Here is a 15878-nt window from a genome sequence, read left to right on the forward strand (position 1 = left end):
CCTTTCGAGGCATCGACCCCTCTTCGGCGACCAGCTGTCAGGTGCCGCTCGTCGCGAGTCGAAGGCGTCGTCTAGCCTCTCTACGTTCGCGTTGGCGCGCCGGATCGGCAGTCGGAGCTGCCAGGAGAAGCTCCTTCGTATACGTGTCCTGCGGCCGAGTGGTCACGTCGACGGCCGAACCGGTTTCGACGATCTGCCCCTTATACATCACAGCGATTCGGTGACTGACGTGACGAACGACGGACAGGTCGTGCGTTATGAAGAGGTACGCCACTCCGGTGGCCTTCTGAAGTTCGATCAGGAGCTCCAGTACGCGAGCCTGAGTCGTGAGGTCGAGCGCCGACACCGGCTCATCGCACACGATGAGCTTCGGCTCCAAAGCCAGGGCTCGGGCAATTGCAATCCTTTGTCGCTGCCCCCCGCTGAATTCACGCGGGTAGCGAGTTGCCGCGTCGGACGGCATTCCGACTCGATCCAATAGCTGAGCCACGCGCTTGCGCGCTTCCCGCGCGTCCACGCCTTGGGCGACAAGAGGCTCGGATAGGGTGTCCGCGATCTGGAGGGCAGGATTGAGCGAGGTGTAAGGATCCTGGAACACGACTTGGATGTCCCTCGCCAGCGGCCTCCGCTGCCGATGGGACAGATGGGTGATGTCCCGCCCTCCATAAGTGATGGTGCCGCCCGTGGGAGCGGCGAGACCAAGGACTGCTCGACCGATCGTGGTCTTCCCTGACCCGGACTCTCCGACCAGACCGAGGGTCTCGCCTGCCGAGATGTCTAACGAGACTCCTCGAAGAACCTCCGGGGATGAGGCGCGAAAGCCACGCCCCGGGTACCGGAGTCGAAGATCAGTGATGCTCAGCAGCTCGTTCATCTGGCCGCCTCCGTTTCAGATCGGGACCGCGTGTTTACCGCATCCGCTCGCACGGTCTCTTCGTCGAGAATGGCGCCGATGAGTTCCCTCGTGTACGGGTGCGAGGGCGTGTGGAAGATGGAAGCGACGTCACCGCTCTCGACCAGCTCTCCTGAGCGCATCACGAGAACCCGGTCGCACAGATCCGCGACGACCCCGAAGTTGTGTGTTACGAGCAGCACGCCCATCCCAAGCTCGCCTTGAAGATCGCGCAGAAGATCGAGGATCTCCGCTTGGACGGTCACATCGAGTGCAGTGGTTGGTTCATCCGCGATGAGGAGCTTCGGCCTGGTCGCGACCGCCCCGGCGATGAGCACGCGCTGCGCCATTCCGCCTGAGATCTGATGCGGGTACGAGGCGAATGTCCGTTTCGGGTCCGGAATCCCGACCCGGTGCAGGAGTTCGAGAATAGTCTCCGTGGCCTCTTTCCGTGTCATGCCGTGTTTCAGGCCCTCGATCAGTTGACTGCCTACAGTGAACGACGGGTCGAGGTTCGACATAGGCTCCTGCGGAATGTACGAGACAACGCTTCCCCGCACCTTGCGCATCCCGCGTGAGTTTCGCCCGAGTAGCGATTCGCCCGCGAGAGAGAGTTCGCTCGCTCGGATTCTGGCTTCCTTCGGAAGCAGCCCCAGGATTGAGAAGGCCGTTTGACTTTTTCCTGAACCGGACTCTCCCACTAGACCGACGATCTCACCCGGCCCTACTTCGAACGACACTCCCTTAACAACTGCCTTTGCGGATTCATCCTGCTGGGGGTATTCCACCCTCAAGTCACGCACAGTGAGAAGTCCCTGCGTTCGTGAGGTTGACGCTCCTGAGAGAGAGGCATCGTCAGCAATGGCACGGCCGGGGTTGTCCGCCTCGACAACGGCTTCATCCGTTCGCCGCTTTCGAATCCTGGTGGTGGACTGCGGCCCTGCCAGTACATCGCGATACGCGTTGCCGAGGAGCATCAAGCTTCCGCTGAAGAGTGCCAGAAAGCCCGCCGGCCAGACCAGCTGCCAGGGATGGGCATAGATGTTAATGAACGCATCCGCCGTCATCGCCCCGAAGCTCGGAATCTGCGTGGATCCCAAGCCCATGAACGCCAGCCCCGCCTGCACCCCGATGGCAGTGCTCGCCATGAACGCCGAGGCGATGATCACGGGGCCTCGCACGGCATAGAACACATGGCGGGCGAGAATCCGACGATTCGGAAGACCTGACACGCGAGCTGCATCAACATACAGTTCGTTCCGCACGCCGACCACGAGATTGCGCACCAGACGGTAGATGTTCGGGGCGAGGAAGAGTCCGAAGATCACCATCATCGCCTGATAGGTGCCGCCGGTCACGGGGTACAGCACGATAACGAGGACGAGAGACGGAAAGCTCATGAGGAGGTTGAAGACCCACGATGTCACGGCATCCGTGCGCTTTCCGATGTATCCAGAGATCAGTCCCGCTGTCGCACCGACGACAATCGCTACTCCCCCTCCGATCAACGCTGAGATGACAGAAACGTTGATTGACGTCAGGACGCGAGCCCAGATGTCCCGACCATTCTGGTCTCCGCCGAGCAGATAGCCATCCGTGCCCGGGGCGGCGTTGATGAGTGCCAGCGAACTCTCGTTCGGGCTATGGGCAGTCAACACTGGCTCGAGAATTCCGAGGAGCACAAGTCCAGCGAGGACGATCAGAGAAACCAACCCGAAGGGTTTGCGAAGCAGGCGCCGGAACGAGCCTGCACGACGTCGGAGAGGCGTCACGTGCGGCTCGATCAGGGTCTGCGGGTCGTAGACGGTCATGAGATCCTCACCTTGGGGTTGAGCCAGCCGTTAGCGATGTCGACGATGAGGTTCACGACAACGACAAGGACGACGCTGAACAGAGTGACGCCGAGCATTGCCGGCAGGTCGCCCTGGATTGTTGCGTTGAATCCGTAAGTTCCGTACCCCGGGAGAGCGAAGATCTTTTCGATGAACAGTGATGCGCCAAACATCGTGATGAAGAGCAGGGAGAAGGTAGTCAGCGCCGGCCCTGCCGCATTGCGTAGGGCGTGCTTGAGCAGGATGGATGTGTTGGACACGCCGCGGCTGCGCAACGTGCGGACGTAGTCGCGACCGAGCTCGTCAATCATCGATCCTCGAATCTGCGCCGCAAGAGACGCGATCCCTCCGATGGCGAGCACGATCGCCGGAAGGATGATGGACGCAAACCATCCGCCGAACGAAGTGCCCAGTGGCACGAATCCGATCGCGGGCACCCAGCCAAGCGTGATCGCGAACACGTAGACAAGCACGATCCCGAGAATGATGGCCGGAAAGACGTGTGCAATGGTCGAGAAAGCTTGGAGAACGGTATCGAGAAATCCGGACCTCGCTGCCGAAGCCACGCCAAGAGTCACGCTGACGAGGATCGTGATGATGCACGCGATGACGACCACGGAGAGCGTGACCGGAAGCCTGCTGGCAAGTGCGTCAGTCACCGGCTGACTAGTGAAGTAGGAGTTTCCGAGATTGCCCTGGAACACGCCCGACAGCCAGTTGAAGTACTGCTGAACGATCGGCTGATCCAGCCCCAACTGGGCGTTGAGCGCAGCGATCTGTGCCTGCGTAGCGTTCGGGCCGAGGATGTTGAAAGCCACGGGGATGTTCGCCCCGAAAGTCAGAAAGAAGGTGATGCCCGTGACGATGAAGATCAGCACAAGGCCTGCGCCAAGACGGCGCAATAGGAACAGGGTCACGTGAGTCTCCTTATGGGCGGCATGGGACCGAGAGTTACCCGTCCCATGCCGCCACTCGTTCTCGTTACTTGCTGTCGGCCGGCTTGTACGGCAGCAAGCTCTGTCCGATGACCGCCGGAGAGGTGTACTTGATGTCGTTGGAAGCTACATAGAACCCGGTGATGTAAGTGATCGGAACATTCCAGGCTTCCTCGACGAGGTAGGCATTGACTGCGCTGTAGTTCGCATCCGCATCCTCTTCGCTCGATGCCCGCGCAGCGCTGAGCAGCTCGTCGAGCTCAGGCGTCGACGAGCGGAACGGGTTGAACACACCTTCGAGCGTGGCGTCCATGTCGCTCGCCGCGTCCACCGAGAAGCCGTTGAACATGAAGAACATCGCGTAGCTCCCGCCGAAGACTTTCGCGTAGAAGTCTTGGAACGGCACCGTTTCCCACGTCACTGTGATTCCGATATCGGCCAACGACTGAGTGATGACGGACTCGTATGTGACCGAGACTACGGTGCTCGGCATCGTCACTTCGAACCCGTCGGCGTAGCCGGCCTCGGTCATCAGCTCTTTCGCCGCCGCGAGGTCGTACGCATAAAGATCGTTCAGCGTCTCGTCGTAAACGGGCCCGTTCGGATTCACGTACTGCGCAGTCGGGTTGTTCGCTCCCTGGTTGATCGCCTGAGCGATCGAGTCGCGATCGATAGCGAGATTGATGGCCTTGCGCACGCGCACATCTGCCAGCGCTGGGATGATCGCGCCCTCATGGTCAGCGATCCAGAGGACCCCGAGCGAGTTCGGGCTGTTGTTGCCGGAAGTGAAGTCGGCCGCGCTGAACTGCTTGACGATGTCGACGGACGGGACGCCTGCGTAGTCCAGCTGCGACGCCTGAACAGCGTTCTGAACGGCGGTCGGATCTTGAATGACACTGACCTCGACAGTCTCGAACGGGTAGGCGCCCGCGTTCCAGTTGTCGTCGTTGCGCTCGAGCACGTAGGTGGCGCCTACCGTCGTCGCGTCGACATCGAGCGTGTACGGTCCAGAACCCACGGGAGTGAGCTGAGAGCTCTCGGCGGTGAGCACCTCGGTAGCTCCCACTGCTCCAGGATTCCCCGCCAGACGACCGAGAAGCGCAGCGTCTGGAGCGCTGAGCGAGACGATCACAGTAGACTCGTCCACCGCTTCCACGTTGGAGATCGCAGCCAGGTTGTCCGCTGTCGATGTTCCGGCTCGCGATGCGTCGAGCGACGCGGCGACCGCAGGCGCGTCGACCGGGGTGTCATCCGTGAAAGTCATGTCATCTCGAATGTGCAGTGTCAGCTGCGTGCGTGTGTCGTCGTACTCCCACGACTCCGCGATCGCCGGCACGAGGTTTCCATTGAGGTCTGCGCCAATGATCGTGTCGTACACGGACAGGAACATCGTTGCGTCGCCACCTGACCACTGTCCGATCGACCAGTTCGCCGGAGGCGCCTGCACGTGAATCCGGAGTGTCTGGTCCGCATCGGGGCTGCGATCGGTCGTGCTGGTGCTCGCACAGCCTGCGAGCACCAGCACAGCCACAGTCGTCACGGCCACGGCGGCACGTATGGGTGCGGTGATTCTCATCTTCTGACTCCTTTGTCGTGATTTTGATGATGCGGACCATCCGAAAAGGCACTGGTCGTTCTAGCTGCATTGCTCCCTGCGAGCTACGGTGGGACGAACTAGTAACACGCGTCACTCACGCTAGAGCACACGTGTTACTTAAGTCCAGTAACGGTCCCGTAACCGTGCGGACGTAGGAACCAAGCGGACCTATATGACGGTGAGGGACAGCTGAACTGCATCGCAGCCGTCGGCCGTCACTCGCAGTGTGACGTCTCCGCGACCCGTGGGCCGAACAACGGCAAGAGCACGCCCATCGAACGTTGTGTAGTCCCCGGCGGAGAACGAGTCTGTCGTCACAGGGTTCCCGCTGCCCATACCTTGCAGCTGGCCTGCTCCGGACACTTCGACCGCGACTCTACGATCGTCAACGTTTCGGACGGTGCCTTCATCGTCCACCAGTCGTATCTCGATAAAAGCGAGATCCCCCGTCCCATTCACGAGCTCTTGGCGGTCGGCGACGACTTCGAGCCTTAATCCACCTGTCGCCGAGGAGAGACTCGATCGCCCAACCTCTTGCCCGTCCCGGAATGCCACCGCGGTGAGTGTCCCCGGCTCGAAAATCGTCTCGAACTCGGCTCGGTACGCGCGGGTGGTACCTACAGCTGCCCTTGCGATCGTTGCGCCATCGAGCTCAAGCTGAACGTGATCAGCGTCCGCGTAGACCTCCACGTGAACCGGCTGGCCTTCGAACCCTCCCCATGACCAGCTCGAGACCGTATCGCTCCATGCCCACGGAGGCGAAACGGCGATCGGCGCCCCGTACCGGTGAGGTCGCTGTACCGCAATGTACGGCTCGGCCCGCAGCCCGAAGACGATCTCGCGGTAGTAGGACACCGGACGCCGATGGCCCGTGATGTCGAGGTCGCCGCTCCAGGCCGTCAACCCGGGAAACTGCGTCACGAATGAGGAACCGCTCGTCGATTCGTCGGCATACTTCACGCCGCCCAAGCCTGTCTCCCCGAGGTAGTCCAGCCCAGTCCAGGTGAAGTCACCAATCACGTTCGCATGCTGCCTGACGAGAGCCCAGTTCTCATCGATCTGCGCGGGCCATGTTTCGGCGCCGACGATGATGCGATCGGGGAACTCGGCCACATCCTGTGTGTAGCGCGATGTACCGTAGTTCATCCCGGCGACGTCAAGAACGGCGAATGCCTCCTCCGTTCGAGCGGTCACCATCGGGGAAGCTTGAATCTGGCCCATCATCTGCCCGAAGTCCCCCATCATCTGGTTCACCCCTCCCCCGACGGCGGCCGCCTCACGCCGCTGGCGCATCGATTCGATCACTGTGTCAAGGACCGAGACGAAGCCGTTGATGCCGTTGGTGATGAAGCGCGTTCTGTCGAGCGATCGGAGCTTCTCGGCGAGCTGTCGACTCATTCGCCCGCCGAATCGATCACCCGTTTCAGGGATCTCGTTCCCTATCGAATAGAAGATGACACTGGGGTGGTTGAAGTCCTTCGCAACCAGCGACTGCAAGTCGTCTTCCCACCAGCGCGGGAAGTTGAACGAGTAATCGAAGTCGCTCTTCGATGATGTCCACACGTCGAACGTCTCATCCATGACGAGCATGCCCAGACGATCGCACGCGTCGAGAAGAGCTGGACTTGCCGGATGATGAGAGCTGCGGATCGCATTGAAACCGGCCGCCTTGAGGAGCTGGATCTTTCGCTCTTCTGCGCGGGCGATCGCCGCGGCTCCGAGCGGCCCGTTGTCAGCGTGGATGCAGGCGCCGCGCAACTTGACCTGCTCCCCGTTGATGCGCAAGCCGTGAAGGGCATCGAGTTGCAGCGTGCGGATGCCGAAGGCCGTGGCTTCGGCATCGACGCATTGCTCGCCGTCCGCCAGCTCGAGGCGCGCCTCGTAAAGGTCGGGTGTGTCCACGCTCCAGCGCATCGGCGTCGGAACTCGCAGTCGGAATCGAGCTCGTGCGGACTCGCCCGGCAGCAAGGTCACAGGGGTTCTCTGGCGGGCCACTTCCACCCCTTCAGGAGAGATGACGATGGCCGTGAGGTAAGGCGACGCGGTCGCGACGTCGGAGTTCTCGATGAGAGACTCGATCTCGACGATCGCTCTCTCCGCGTCCACATCGGGCGTCGACACCCGGAGGCTGTCCACGGCGATCCGCAATGGATTCTTGACGACCTTGAAGACATCCCTGTAGATGCCGGCGCCGGTGTACCAACGTGAATCGAGGTGTGCTCGGCATTCCACCCGTATCTCGTTCTCGGCTCCGAATCGGACGTACGGATCGATGCGTACAACGAAACGGGAGTAGCCGAATGCATTCTGGCCCGCGAGCGCTCCATTGACGTAGACGCTTGCATCGCGATAGACACCGCCGAACTCGAGCGCGATGTACTTACCCCGGTCTTCGACAGGAACAACCAACACGCGTCGATACTCGAACGAACCGCCCGGGAAGTACCCGGTCGTCTCACCATGTGCGACGTCAGCGCTTCGGGGACACGAGAGGAGCGCGTCGTGCGGCAGAGTAACGTCACGCCAGGCGTCAGCGCTTGCACCACCGAGTTCCTGGAAGGCCGTCGCCTTCACCCGGTAGGTCCAGGACGTGTTGAAGCTCTCACGGGTCATCTCGGGGCCTCGAGTCGCCGATCGTCTCGAACCATTCTCTTCATTGAGGATTCACTTTCGCTCTGAGTATCACGTGTCACCACACCATAGCCGATGTTTAGTGACACGAGTCAACAGGCTCCAACAGCGAATCGATCTACTGCGTTCGAATGATGCAGAGCGATCCGGCCAGACGACTACGACTCGATCGGTGACGCGAAGACTTGACTCATCAACGTTTCTCGTGAGGAGTTCACATGTCACGCAACATTCCCGCGGCTGACCGCGTCGGCTCGGCTTCTCGACCCGGCGACCCGGCGTACTGCCTCATGAGCTTCATCGGAGGCACTCTGCTTCAGGTCGGAACTCAGGCCACGGCGTACGTCAGCACCCTGGCTCTATCCCCGCTGCACGCAAGCGGGTCGATTGGCTCACGATGAGTGCGTTGCGATGTGCGCGGCGGACGATCGATAGCGCTCAGCAGATCACGCTCGAGATCTCGGAGTTCGTGATCTCGTCTCTTCTCGCGGTGTTGATGGTCGGAGTGGTGATGATCTCTCAGATCGTTCGGATCGCACAGACCTCGGCCGAGCGTCGCGCCGTGGTGCGCTCACTCAAGGCACCTGATCAGGATCTGAAGTCGCGTAAGGCGCGGCGAAAGGAAACGAGGATCCGAGAGATGTATCCGTGACCAGAGAAGCGATGCCCACCAAGACGGGAGGTCAGGCGCAAATCAGCACGAATGCTCCGCGGCGGAGAAGAGCGGAGCTCATCTTCTTCCTGTGTTCGCTGGGTCTGTATTGTGCGTGGACGTCCGCCGTCGTTGCGGGCGCCACAACCGATCTCGACCGGCTCATTCCCACTCCGATGATCCCTCCACGGTCCACGCCGGGACAAGCGGTGGAGGCGTTCGCACTGATAACGCACCCGTACGCCGTTCTGGCGATCACGATCGTGGCAGCCGTAGGATCTTGGCGCCAACGCCAGCGACGACTCTCGACCGCGCTGACGGTCGCCGCTGCGGGCCTCGCGATCTGGGATATCCAGCGCGCGCTCATCAGTCGCCCTCACCCGATTTCGACTTTCGAAGACTCCGTCTCCTCGTGGGGATACTCGTATCCGGCCGGGCACATCGTCGGAGCAACGGTCTTGACCTGGGTGCTCGTCACACTTGCCAACGCGGGGCGGAAGTCCGCTAGATCACGGCGAAAGCGATGGGCGCTCGGCGTCATGTTCATGATCCTCGTCACCATGAGCGTGTGGGCGATGGGCACAGGCCGTCTGAGCGACCTCATCGGAGGTTTCCTCCTTGGCGTCAGCATCGCAACGAGCGCATTGTGGCTCAGCGGTGTGGAAGATCTAGGGAGGATGTGGCGCCTACGCAACCTGCCTGTCCATACAGGGGGCAGAGCGGCAGTGATCTACAACCCGGCGAAGATCCTCGACATAGACCTCTTTCGCCGCCGCGTCCTCTTCGCATTGGCGCGGAGCGGTTGGGAGCCGCCGCTGTGGATCGAAACGCGGCAGGACGACCCGGGCCGCGCGATGGCAAGGTATGCCATCTCCGAGGGGGTTGATCGCGTGCTCGTTGCGGGAGGCGACGGCACAGCGCGGACAGTCTGCGCGGAGCTCGCGAGCACGAGTATCCCCGTTGCCCTGATTCCCGCCGGTACGGGGAACCTGTTGGGTCGGAACCTCGGGATCTCCTTGGACGAGGACGAGGCACTCGAGGTTGCACTGCACGGACAGCGTCGGGCGATCGACATGGTCCGCTGGGCCGTTGACGGAAGGGCGACACCATTCGCCGTGATGGCTGGAGTCGGACTGGACGCTCAGATCATGCGAGACACTAAGGCATCGCTGAAGAAGTGGATCAAGGCGGGAGCTTACGTCCTTGCGGCCGCTCAACAGCGTCGAATGCGACCGTTCAGCGCTACCGTCTCGGTCGATGGAAAGCAGATCTACCGCGGCTCATCTGTCATGGTGCTCCTCGGAAACGTCGGCCGCCTGCAAGGTGGACTGTCTCTGATTCCGGCAGCGGAGCCCGACGACGGAGAGATCCACGTGCTGATCGCGTCCAGCGGGAGCGGTTTCAAAGGATTGGTTCGACTCTTACTCAGCGCGCGGCGGGCGAGCTCGCCGAATGCGACACTCCAACGGGCGAGAGGACAGCACGTCGAGGTGGTGCTCGATCGACCCGTTCCTTACCAACTCGACGGAGACGTCGAGGGCCTTGCAAGCGCCTTCACGGCTCGAGTAGTCCCCGGTGCGCTCGTCGTCATGACTCCTCAGCGCGGATGACGACGAGCGCGTAGCGGGACGTTCTCGGGCGGAATCCCAATGCTCAGCCTTTCAGCCCACCGGCGAACCCTTGGACGATGTACTTCTGGAGCAGGAAGTACGCCACGAGGATCGGCAGAATGCTGATGATGATGCCGGCGAAGATCAGGTTCCACTGCGCGCCGTACTGTCCAACGAAGCCGTAGACGGCGACGGTGATCGTCTTCTGCTGCGACCCGGAGAGGTACAGCAGAGGCGTCAGGAAGTCGTTCCACGTCCAGACCGCGTTGAGGATGGCGACGGTTCCGGTGATGGGTCGGACGAGCGGGAACACCACGGACCAGAACGTGCGGAACGCGCTCGCACCGTCGAGCGCGGCCGCTTCCTCGTACTCCGCGGGGAGTGCCCGCATGAAGCCTGCGTAGAGGAAGATCGAGAACGGCATCGCCCCGCCGACGCCGACGAGGATGACGCCCCACAGGGTTCCGAGAAGACCGAGGTCACGGATGATCTGGTAGAGCGGCAGGAGCGCGAGCTGCACCGGAAGCAGGAGCCCGGCCAGGAACGCGAAGTAGGTGATCTTCGACCAGCGCGCTCCGACTCGCGAGAGCGGGTACGCCGCAGCGGCAGAGAAGATGACGATCATCGCGATGGTGACGACGGTCACGATGGCACTGTTGATGAGTGCGTTGCCCAGGCCGCCCTGGCTCCACGCCTGCGCGAAGTTGTCGAAGGTGAACCGCTCCGGCGGGGCGAGGGTGCTGCTCTGGTCGCCCGTCGCCTTGAAGGCCAGGTTGAACAGCACGTAGATCGGGAAGAGGAAGATCAGAGCGACGAGGATCATCACGACCTCGAGGACGCCGGTGCGCCAGGTGTACCTGTACATGTCAGCTCTCCTGCCGGGCGAGAAGTCGATACTGGATCGCAGAAGCAATCGCGACGAAGATCGTCAGGACAACCGCGAGGGCTGCCCCATACCCAAAGCGCCCCAGCTGGAACGCGTTCGAGTAGATCAGGGTAGAGATGGTGTTGGTCGCCCCTCCTGGGCCTCCCTGCGTCATCACCCAGACCTGGTCGAAGACCTTGAGCCCGCTGATGAGCGAGAGCATCAGGTTGATGGTGATCGCGGGAGCGAGCATGGGCCGAACGATGTCCCAGAACCGACGGATCGATCCCGCGCCGTCGATGGAGGCCGCCTCGAGCACCTCATCAGGGATCCCCTGGAGGCCGGCGAGGAAGATGACCATGGAGTATCCGACGAACTGCCAGATCATCACGATCATGATCGCCCAGATGGCGACATCGGGGTCGCCCAGCCAGTTCTGACGGAGCGCTCCGAGGCCAATGGCTTCGAGACCCTGGTTCACGGCGCCGTCCGGGGCGAGGAGATTCTTCCAAAGGAATCCCACGGCGATGGACGTGATCACGACGGGAGCGAAGATCAGGACGCGGAGGACATTGCGTGACTTGATCCGCGAGTTCACGCCGAGGGCGATGAGGAGCCCGAGGATGTTCTGCACGACCATGACCACAATGGCAACGAGCAAGGTGTTGCGGATGGCGATGACTGCGTTCGGGTCACTGAGGATCTTCGTGAACTGCTCGAAGCCCACCGGCGACGGGTTAGGACTGACGCCGTCCCAGTCCGTGAAGGCGAAGAAGCTGCCCTGCGCGCTGGGGACCACGACGGCGAAGACGTAGAGCACCGCTGCGGGGAGAACGAACCACCACACGGAACTCGCGTAGCCGCGGTGGGGGCGTCGTCTCTTCTTCGGGAAGAGCGTCGCGCTCTCACGCAATGCGGGTGTTCCCATGATCACACTTCCTCGTCTGGTCTGTTCGGGTCGGGGATGAAGGCGCGATGCAGTCTTTGGGGACGCATCGCGCCTTCATCGGTGAGTGTTCTACTCGGCGTACGCGCTGTCCATGGCTGCCAGCGCGTCGGCGATGCTGGTCTGGCCGCCGAGCAGCTTCTGGACCTGGTCCATGTAGACCTGGTTCACGTTCGAGTTCGGCCAGGTCTGGTCGGGGAACGCAGCGGTGCGGTCGCTCTGCACCTGCTCGGCGACGCCCGCCAGGGCGGGGATGGGCTCGAAGCCCTCGACGGGAACGGTCGGGAAGATCGATCCCGCATCCAGGGCAATGTTCAGCCCTTCCTCAGACATGTAGAAGTCGATGAACTTCTTGGCGAGTTCGACATTGCCCTTGGCGTTGACGCCGTAGCCGGCACCGAGGCCGACGGGGAGGATCGTCTCCGAGGGGTCATCCGTGGCGGGGAAAGCGGCCGTTTCGAAGGTGGTTCCCTCCGGCGCGTAACCCTCGATGTCCGAGATGTGGTTGCTGACCGTGACGATGCCGACGGCGTCGCCCTTCGCGACCTGCTCCTGCGCGATCTCGAGGCTCGTGCCGAGGGTGTCGGTCGTGAAGCATCCGGCGTCCAGCATCTCGGTGTACTGCTCGAAAGCGGTTGACCATTCCGAATCCGAGAACGTCACGTCTCCCGCTGCCTGCTCGGTGGCGAAGTCCGGGTTCGGTCCGTCGACGAGAGTGGCGGTGAGCGCGTAAGGGAGGTAGTGGAAGGTTCCTCCGGCGAGACCGCCCAGCGCGTAGGCGACCTTGCCCTTGTCCTTGGCCGCGGTGCAGAGATCGAGCACCTCGCTCCACGTCTGAGGAGCCGAGACACCGAGCTCTTCAAGCGCCTGCGTGTTGTACGTGGCGGGGATGATGGTGAAGTTGTTGGCGACCATGAGGATCTCGCCGTCCGCCCCCATGACCGCCTTGTTGGCATCGTTGAACTCCGACACCCATGGCTGCGAAGAGAGATCCACCAGGTAGTCGCCCTTGGCGAGCGTCTGGGCTGTGATCGGGTTCCCGTTTCCGGGGAAAACGACGACCACGTCGGATGCGGTGCCGGAGACCAGCTCGGTGTTGATCTGCGTGAGGATGTTCGGCCACGGCAGGCCGGTGAACTCGACATTCACGCCCGGGTTGTCCTTCTCGAAGGCGGCGATGATCGCTTCCATCGTCTCGTCGCCGCTCCAGCCGGAGATGGTGAGGGTGGAGTCGTCTCCACCGCCTCCCGCCCCTCCGGTCGAACACCCGACCAGGCCCACCGCGATAACCGAAAGGGCCGCGATGGGGAGTACTGCTGCTGACTTCATGCGCATGAAATGCTCCATTGGACTTCAGGGATACGTCTGAATCGGTAGGTTCCGACGACTGCCGCAGAGACAGGCAAGCTGCTGCTCTGTGCGATGCGAGAACGACACTAAGCTCACCATACTCGCGCTGTCAACCGATTTACGTAAATCAGTTGACACGATTGTGTAAATCGGTTGACACGCCGGGTGCGCGGCGGTTAGCGTGATCCGGTCGGCGACTGGCACTGCGATGGACCATTCGCCCGAAAACGCGAGGAAAACCCCTCGACGATCAACGAAGATGCTTGGAGGCTCCGTGCCCACCGATGTCGAAACCCTGCCGTACTTCGACCACTCCCTGTCGATTGACCAGCGCCTCACCGACCTCCTCGGGCGGATGACCCTTGCCGAGAAGGTCGGACAGATGCTGCAGCTCGACGCGCGCGGCGACCTCGACGACCTCGTCTCTTCGAAGCTCGTCGGATCACTCCTCCATGCCTCACCGGAGCGAATCCTCGAGTCCTCCGCGCTCGTGGCGGAGACCAGGCTCCGAATTCCCCTACTGATGGCCGACGACTGCATCCATGGCCACTCGTTCTGGCCCGGCGCGACGATCTTCCCGACGCAGCTCGGTATGGCATCGACCTGGGACACGGACCTGGTCGAGCGTGGTGCGCGAGTGACGGCGATTGAGGTCGCCGCGACCGGTCTGCACTGGACCTTCTCCCCGGTTCTCTGCATCGCCCGCGATCCGAGATGGGGGCGTGTGAACGAGACCTTCGGCGAAGATCCGTATCTCATCGGCGAGCTCGGTGCCGCGATGATCCGCGGCTACCAGGGCGACGGCCTCAGCGATCCGACCGCGGTGCTCGCGACCGCAAAGCACTTCGCCGGATACTCGGAGACACAGGGTGGGCGCGATGCGAGCGAGGCCGATCTGAGTCCGCGCAAGTTGCGGTCCTGGTTCCTGCCGCCGTTCCAGCGGGCCGTCGACGCCGGCTGCCGCACCTTCATGCTCGGCTATCAGGCCATCGACGGCGTGCCCATCACCGCGAACAAGTGGCTCCTGCGCGACGTGCTGAAGGGCGAATGGGGCTTCGGTGGCACTCTCGTCACCGACTGGGACAACGTCGGAAGGATGGTGTGGGAGCAGAACGTCTGCGCCGACGACGTCGAGGCTGCGGTCGTGGCGGTCGAGGCGGGTAACGACTTCATCATGACGACTCCCGCGTTCTTCGACGCCGCACAACAGGCGGTGCGCGAGGGTCGCTTGAGCGAGAACCTCATCGACGACGCCGTGCGCCGCATCCTCCGACTGAAGTTCGAACTGGGCCTCTTCGACGGCGCACGCCTCCGCTCCGCCGACGCTCTGGCCGTGATCGGGTCATCTCCTCACGCGCAGGTGAACCTCGACATCGCGCGGCGTTCGCTCGTGCTGCTCCGCAACGACGGCACACTCCCCCTGAATGACACCGGCCGCGACTCCGCGCCGACCATCGCCGTGATCGGACCGAACGCGGACGATCCTCACGCTCAACTCGGCGACTGGGCCGGCGCCTCGGGGCAGATCAACTGGATGCCGGATGGGCACCCCCGAGACCTCACGACCACCCCACTGGATGGCTTCCGCGCCGTGGCCCCTGACGGATGGACCATCGCCCACGCACGAGGAGCCGACATCGGCGTCGAGATCGACGACCCCGCCGGTGCTGTGCTTCGCGACGGCCAGCCTCGCCCGAAGGTCTTCATCCCCGCAGAGCCCGACCCGGAGATGATCCGAGAAGCGGTGCGTGTCGCGGAGGCGGCCGACTGGGCCGTTGTCGTCCTGGGTGACACCGTCGCACTCGCCGGGGAGCACAAGTCGACCGCAACGCTCGAGCTTCAGGGCGCGCAGACAGCACTGTTGGATGCGCTCGTCGAGACCACGACCCCCGTGATCCTCGTCCTCATCCAGTCGAAGCCGTCCGTTCTTCCTCCGTCCGCAGACAAGGCCGCGGCCATCGTCGAGGCTTTCAACCCCGGTATGCAGGGAGGCCGTGCCCTCGCTGAGTTGCTCCTCGGCGAAATCGAGCCCGCCGGCCGCCTGCCCATCTCCTTCCCCCGCCATGCCGGTCAGCTGCCGGTGTACTACAACACCGTCCGAGGGCAGCACGGAGACCGCTACGCGGATCTCTCCCAGGACCCGCTGTTCGCCTTCGGCGAGGGCATGGGGTACACGACGGTCGAATACAGCGACCTCATCGTGGACACGTCTGCAGCTCCTCTCGAGGGCACGGTGAAGGCTCACGTCACGATCAGCAATACCGGGACGCGGCCCGCCCTCGAGACCGTCCAGGTCTACGTGCGCGACATCATCACGAGCGCCACGTGGGCAGACCGCGAGCTCAAGGCCTTCACCCAGGTGACTGTCCCTCCGGGGGCGAACGTGACCGTTCCCGTGGAAATCCCGGTGTCCGACCTGTCCTTGGTCGACGCCCGCGGCCAGCGCGTGGTGGAGCCGGGGCGATTCGAGCTGCTCGTGGGGCGAAGCTCCCGCGACCGCGACCTCCTCCGAGCCGACTTCGACGTCGTGCACTCCGCGCCCACCGAGTGACCAACGCGACGAATCCC

11 protein-coding genes are annotated in these 15878 nt (G+C 62.7%); 3 read left to right on the top strand and 8 right to left on the bottom strand.

The annotated features are described in order from the left end of the window. Positions 1–37 precede the first annotated feature (37 nt). The 5 genes from KZC52_RS07080 to KZC52_RS07100 all read right to left on the bottom strand — a co-directional run bounded on the left by KZC52_RS07080 (position 38) and on the right by KZC52_RS07100 (position 7869). Entirely contained in the window at positions 38–874 is an 837-nt protein-coding gene (locus KZC52_RS07080) for an ATP-binding cassette domain-containing protein (protein ID WP_247623342.1), read from the bottom strand. Then, positions 871–2703, bottom strand: a complete 1833-nt coding sequence (locus tag KZC52_RS07085) for a dipeptide/oligopeptide/nickel ABC transporter permease/ATP-binding protein (protein WP_247623343.1) — start codon at positions 2701–2703, stop codon at positions 871–873. Before KZC52_RS07085 ends, KZC52_RS07080 begins: the two co-directional genes overlap by 4 nt. Continuing rightward, a complete protein-coding gene (locus KZC52_RS07090; RefSeq protein WP_247623344.1) occupies positions 2700–3641 on the bottom strand; it encodes an ABC transporter permease in 942 nt (313 codons plus the stop codon). The genes KZC52_RS07085 and KZC52_RS07090 overlap by 4 nt, the downstream gene beginning before the upstream one ends. A gap of 64 nt (positions 3642–3705) precedes the next feature. After that, positions 3706–5235 (bottom strand): ABC transporter substrate-binding protein, encoded by a 1530-nt coding sequence (locus KZC52_RS07095; protein ID WP_247623345.1) that lies wholly within the window; start codon positions 5233–5235, stop codon positions 3706–3708. Between the two features lie 189 nt (positions 5236–5424). Beyond that, a complete protein-coding gene (locus tag KZC52_RS07100) occupies positions 5425–7869 on the bottom strand; it encodes a glycoside hydrolase family 2 protein (protein WP_247623346.1) in 2445 nt (814 codons plus the stop codon). A 415-nt stretch (positions 7870–8284) separates the two neighbouring features. Here KZC52_RS07100 and KZC52_RS07105 point away from each other — a divergent pair, with 415 nt between their 5' ends. Together KZC52_RS07105 and KZC52_RS07110 are read left to right on the top strand one after the other, a co-directional pair. Next, positions 8285–8539 (top strand): hypothetical protein, encoded by a 255-nt coding sequence (locus KZC52_RS07105; protein ID WP_247623347.1) that lies wholly within the window; start codon positions 8285–8287, stop codon positions 8537–8539. An 11-nt stretch (positions 8540–8550) separates the two neighbouring features. Further along, positions 8551–10149, top strand: a complete 1599-nt coding sequence (locus KZC52_RS07110) for a bifunctional phosphatase PAP2/diacylglycerol kinase family protein (RefSeq protein WP_247623348.1) — start codon at positions 8551–8553, stop codon at positions 10147–10149. A 43-nt stretch (positions 10150–10192) separates the two neighbouring features. Here the strand turns inward: KZC52_RS07110 and KZC52_RS07115 are convergent, their stop codons facing one another. The 3 genes from KZC52_RS07115 to KZC52_RS07125 form a co-directional block, all read right to left on the bottom strand. Next, positions 10193–11014, bottom strand: a complete 822-nt coding sequence (locus tag KZC52_RS07115) for a carbohydrate ABC transporter permease (protein WP_247623349.1) — start codon at positions 11012–11014, stop codon at positions 10193–10195. Position 11015: 1 nt separating this feature from the next. Continuing rightward, positions 11016–11942: a carbohydrate ABC transporter permease gene (locus KZC52_RS07120; RefSeq protein WP_247623350.1), complete on the bottom strand. Its 927-nt coding sequence runs from the start codon at positions 11940–11942 to the stop codon at positions 11016–11018. 90 nt (positions 11943–12032) lie between these two features. Beyond that, on the bottom strand, positions 12033–13289 hold the full coding sequence (locus tag KZC52_RS07125) for an ABC transporter substrate-binding protein (RefSeq protein ID WP_247623351.1): 1257 nt from the start codon (positions 13287–13289) through the stop codon (positions 12033–12035). 295 nt (positions 13290–13584) lie between these two features. Here KZC52_RS07125 and KZC52_RS07130 point away from each other — a divergent pair, with 295 nt between their 5' ends. Then, positions 13585–15861: a glycoside hydrolase family 3 N-terminal domain-containing protein gene (locus KZC52_RS07130; protein ID WP_247623352.1), complete on the top strand. Its 2277-nt coding sequence runs from the start codon at positions 13585–13587 to the stop codon at positions 15859–15861. Positions 15862–15878: the final 17 nt, after the last annotated feature.

The sequence above is a fragment of the Microbacterium galbinum genome (genome assembly GCF_023091225.1).
Taxonomy (GTDB): Bacteria; Actinomycetota; Actinomycetes; order Actinomycetales; family Microbacteriaceae; genus Microbacterium; species Microbacterium galbinum.

Excerpts from the sequence above, each read along its gene's own strand:
- KZC52_RS07080 (WP_247623342.1), bottom strand. The coding sequence starts at position 874 with ATGAACGAGCTGCTGAGCATCACTGATCTTCGACTCCGGTACCCGGGG.
- KZC52_RS07095 (WP_247623345.1), bottom strand. The coding sequence starts at position 5,235 with ATGAGAATCACCGCACCCATACGTGCCGCCGTGGCCGTGACGACTGTG.
- KZC52_RS07110 (WP_247623348.1), top strand. The coding sequence starts at position 8,551 with ATGCCCACCAAGACGGGAGGTCAGGCGCAAATCAGCACGAATGCTCCG.
- KZC52_RS07115 (WP_247623349.1), bottom strand. The coding sequence starts at position 11,014 with ATGTACAGGTACACCTGGCGCACCGGCGTCCTCGAGGTCGTGATGATC.
- KZC52_RS07100 (WP_247623346.1), bottom strand. The coding sequence starts at position 7,869 with ATGACCCGTGAGAGCTTCAACACGTCCTGGACCTACCGGGTGAAGGCG.
- KZC52_RS07105 (WP_247623347.1), top strand. The coding sequence starts at position 8,285 with ATGAGTGCGTTGCGATGTGCGCGGCGGACGATCGATAGCGCTCAGCAG.
- KZC52_RS07125 (WP_247623351.1), bottom strand. The coding sequence starts at position 13,289 with ATGAAGTCAGCAGCAGTACTCCCCATCGCGGCCCTTTCGGTTATCGCG.
- KZC52_RS07120 (WP_247623350.1), bottom strand. The coding sequence starts at position 11,942 with ATGGGAACACCCGCATTGCGTGAGAGCGCGACGCTCTTCCCGAAGAAG.
- KZC52_RS07085 (WP_247623343.1), bottom strand. The coding sequence starts at position 2,703 with ATGACCGTCTACGACCCGCAGACCCTGATCGAGCCGCACGTGACGCCT.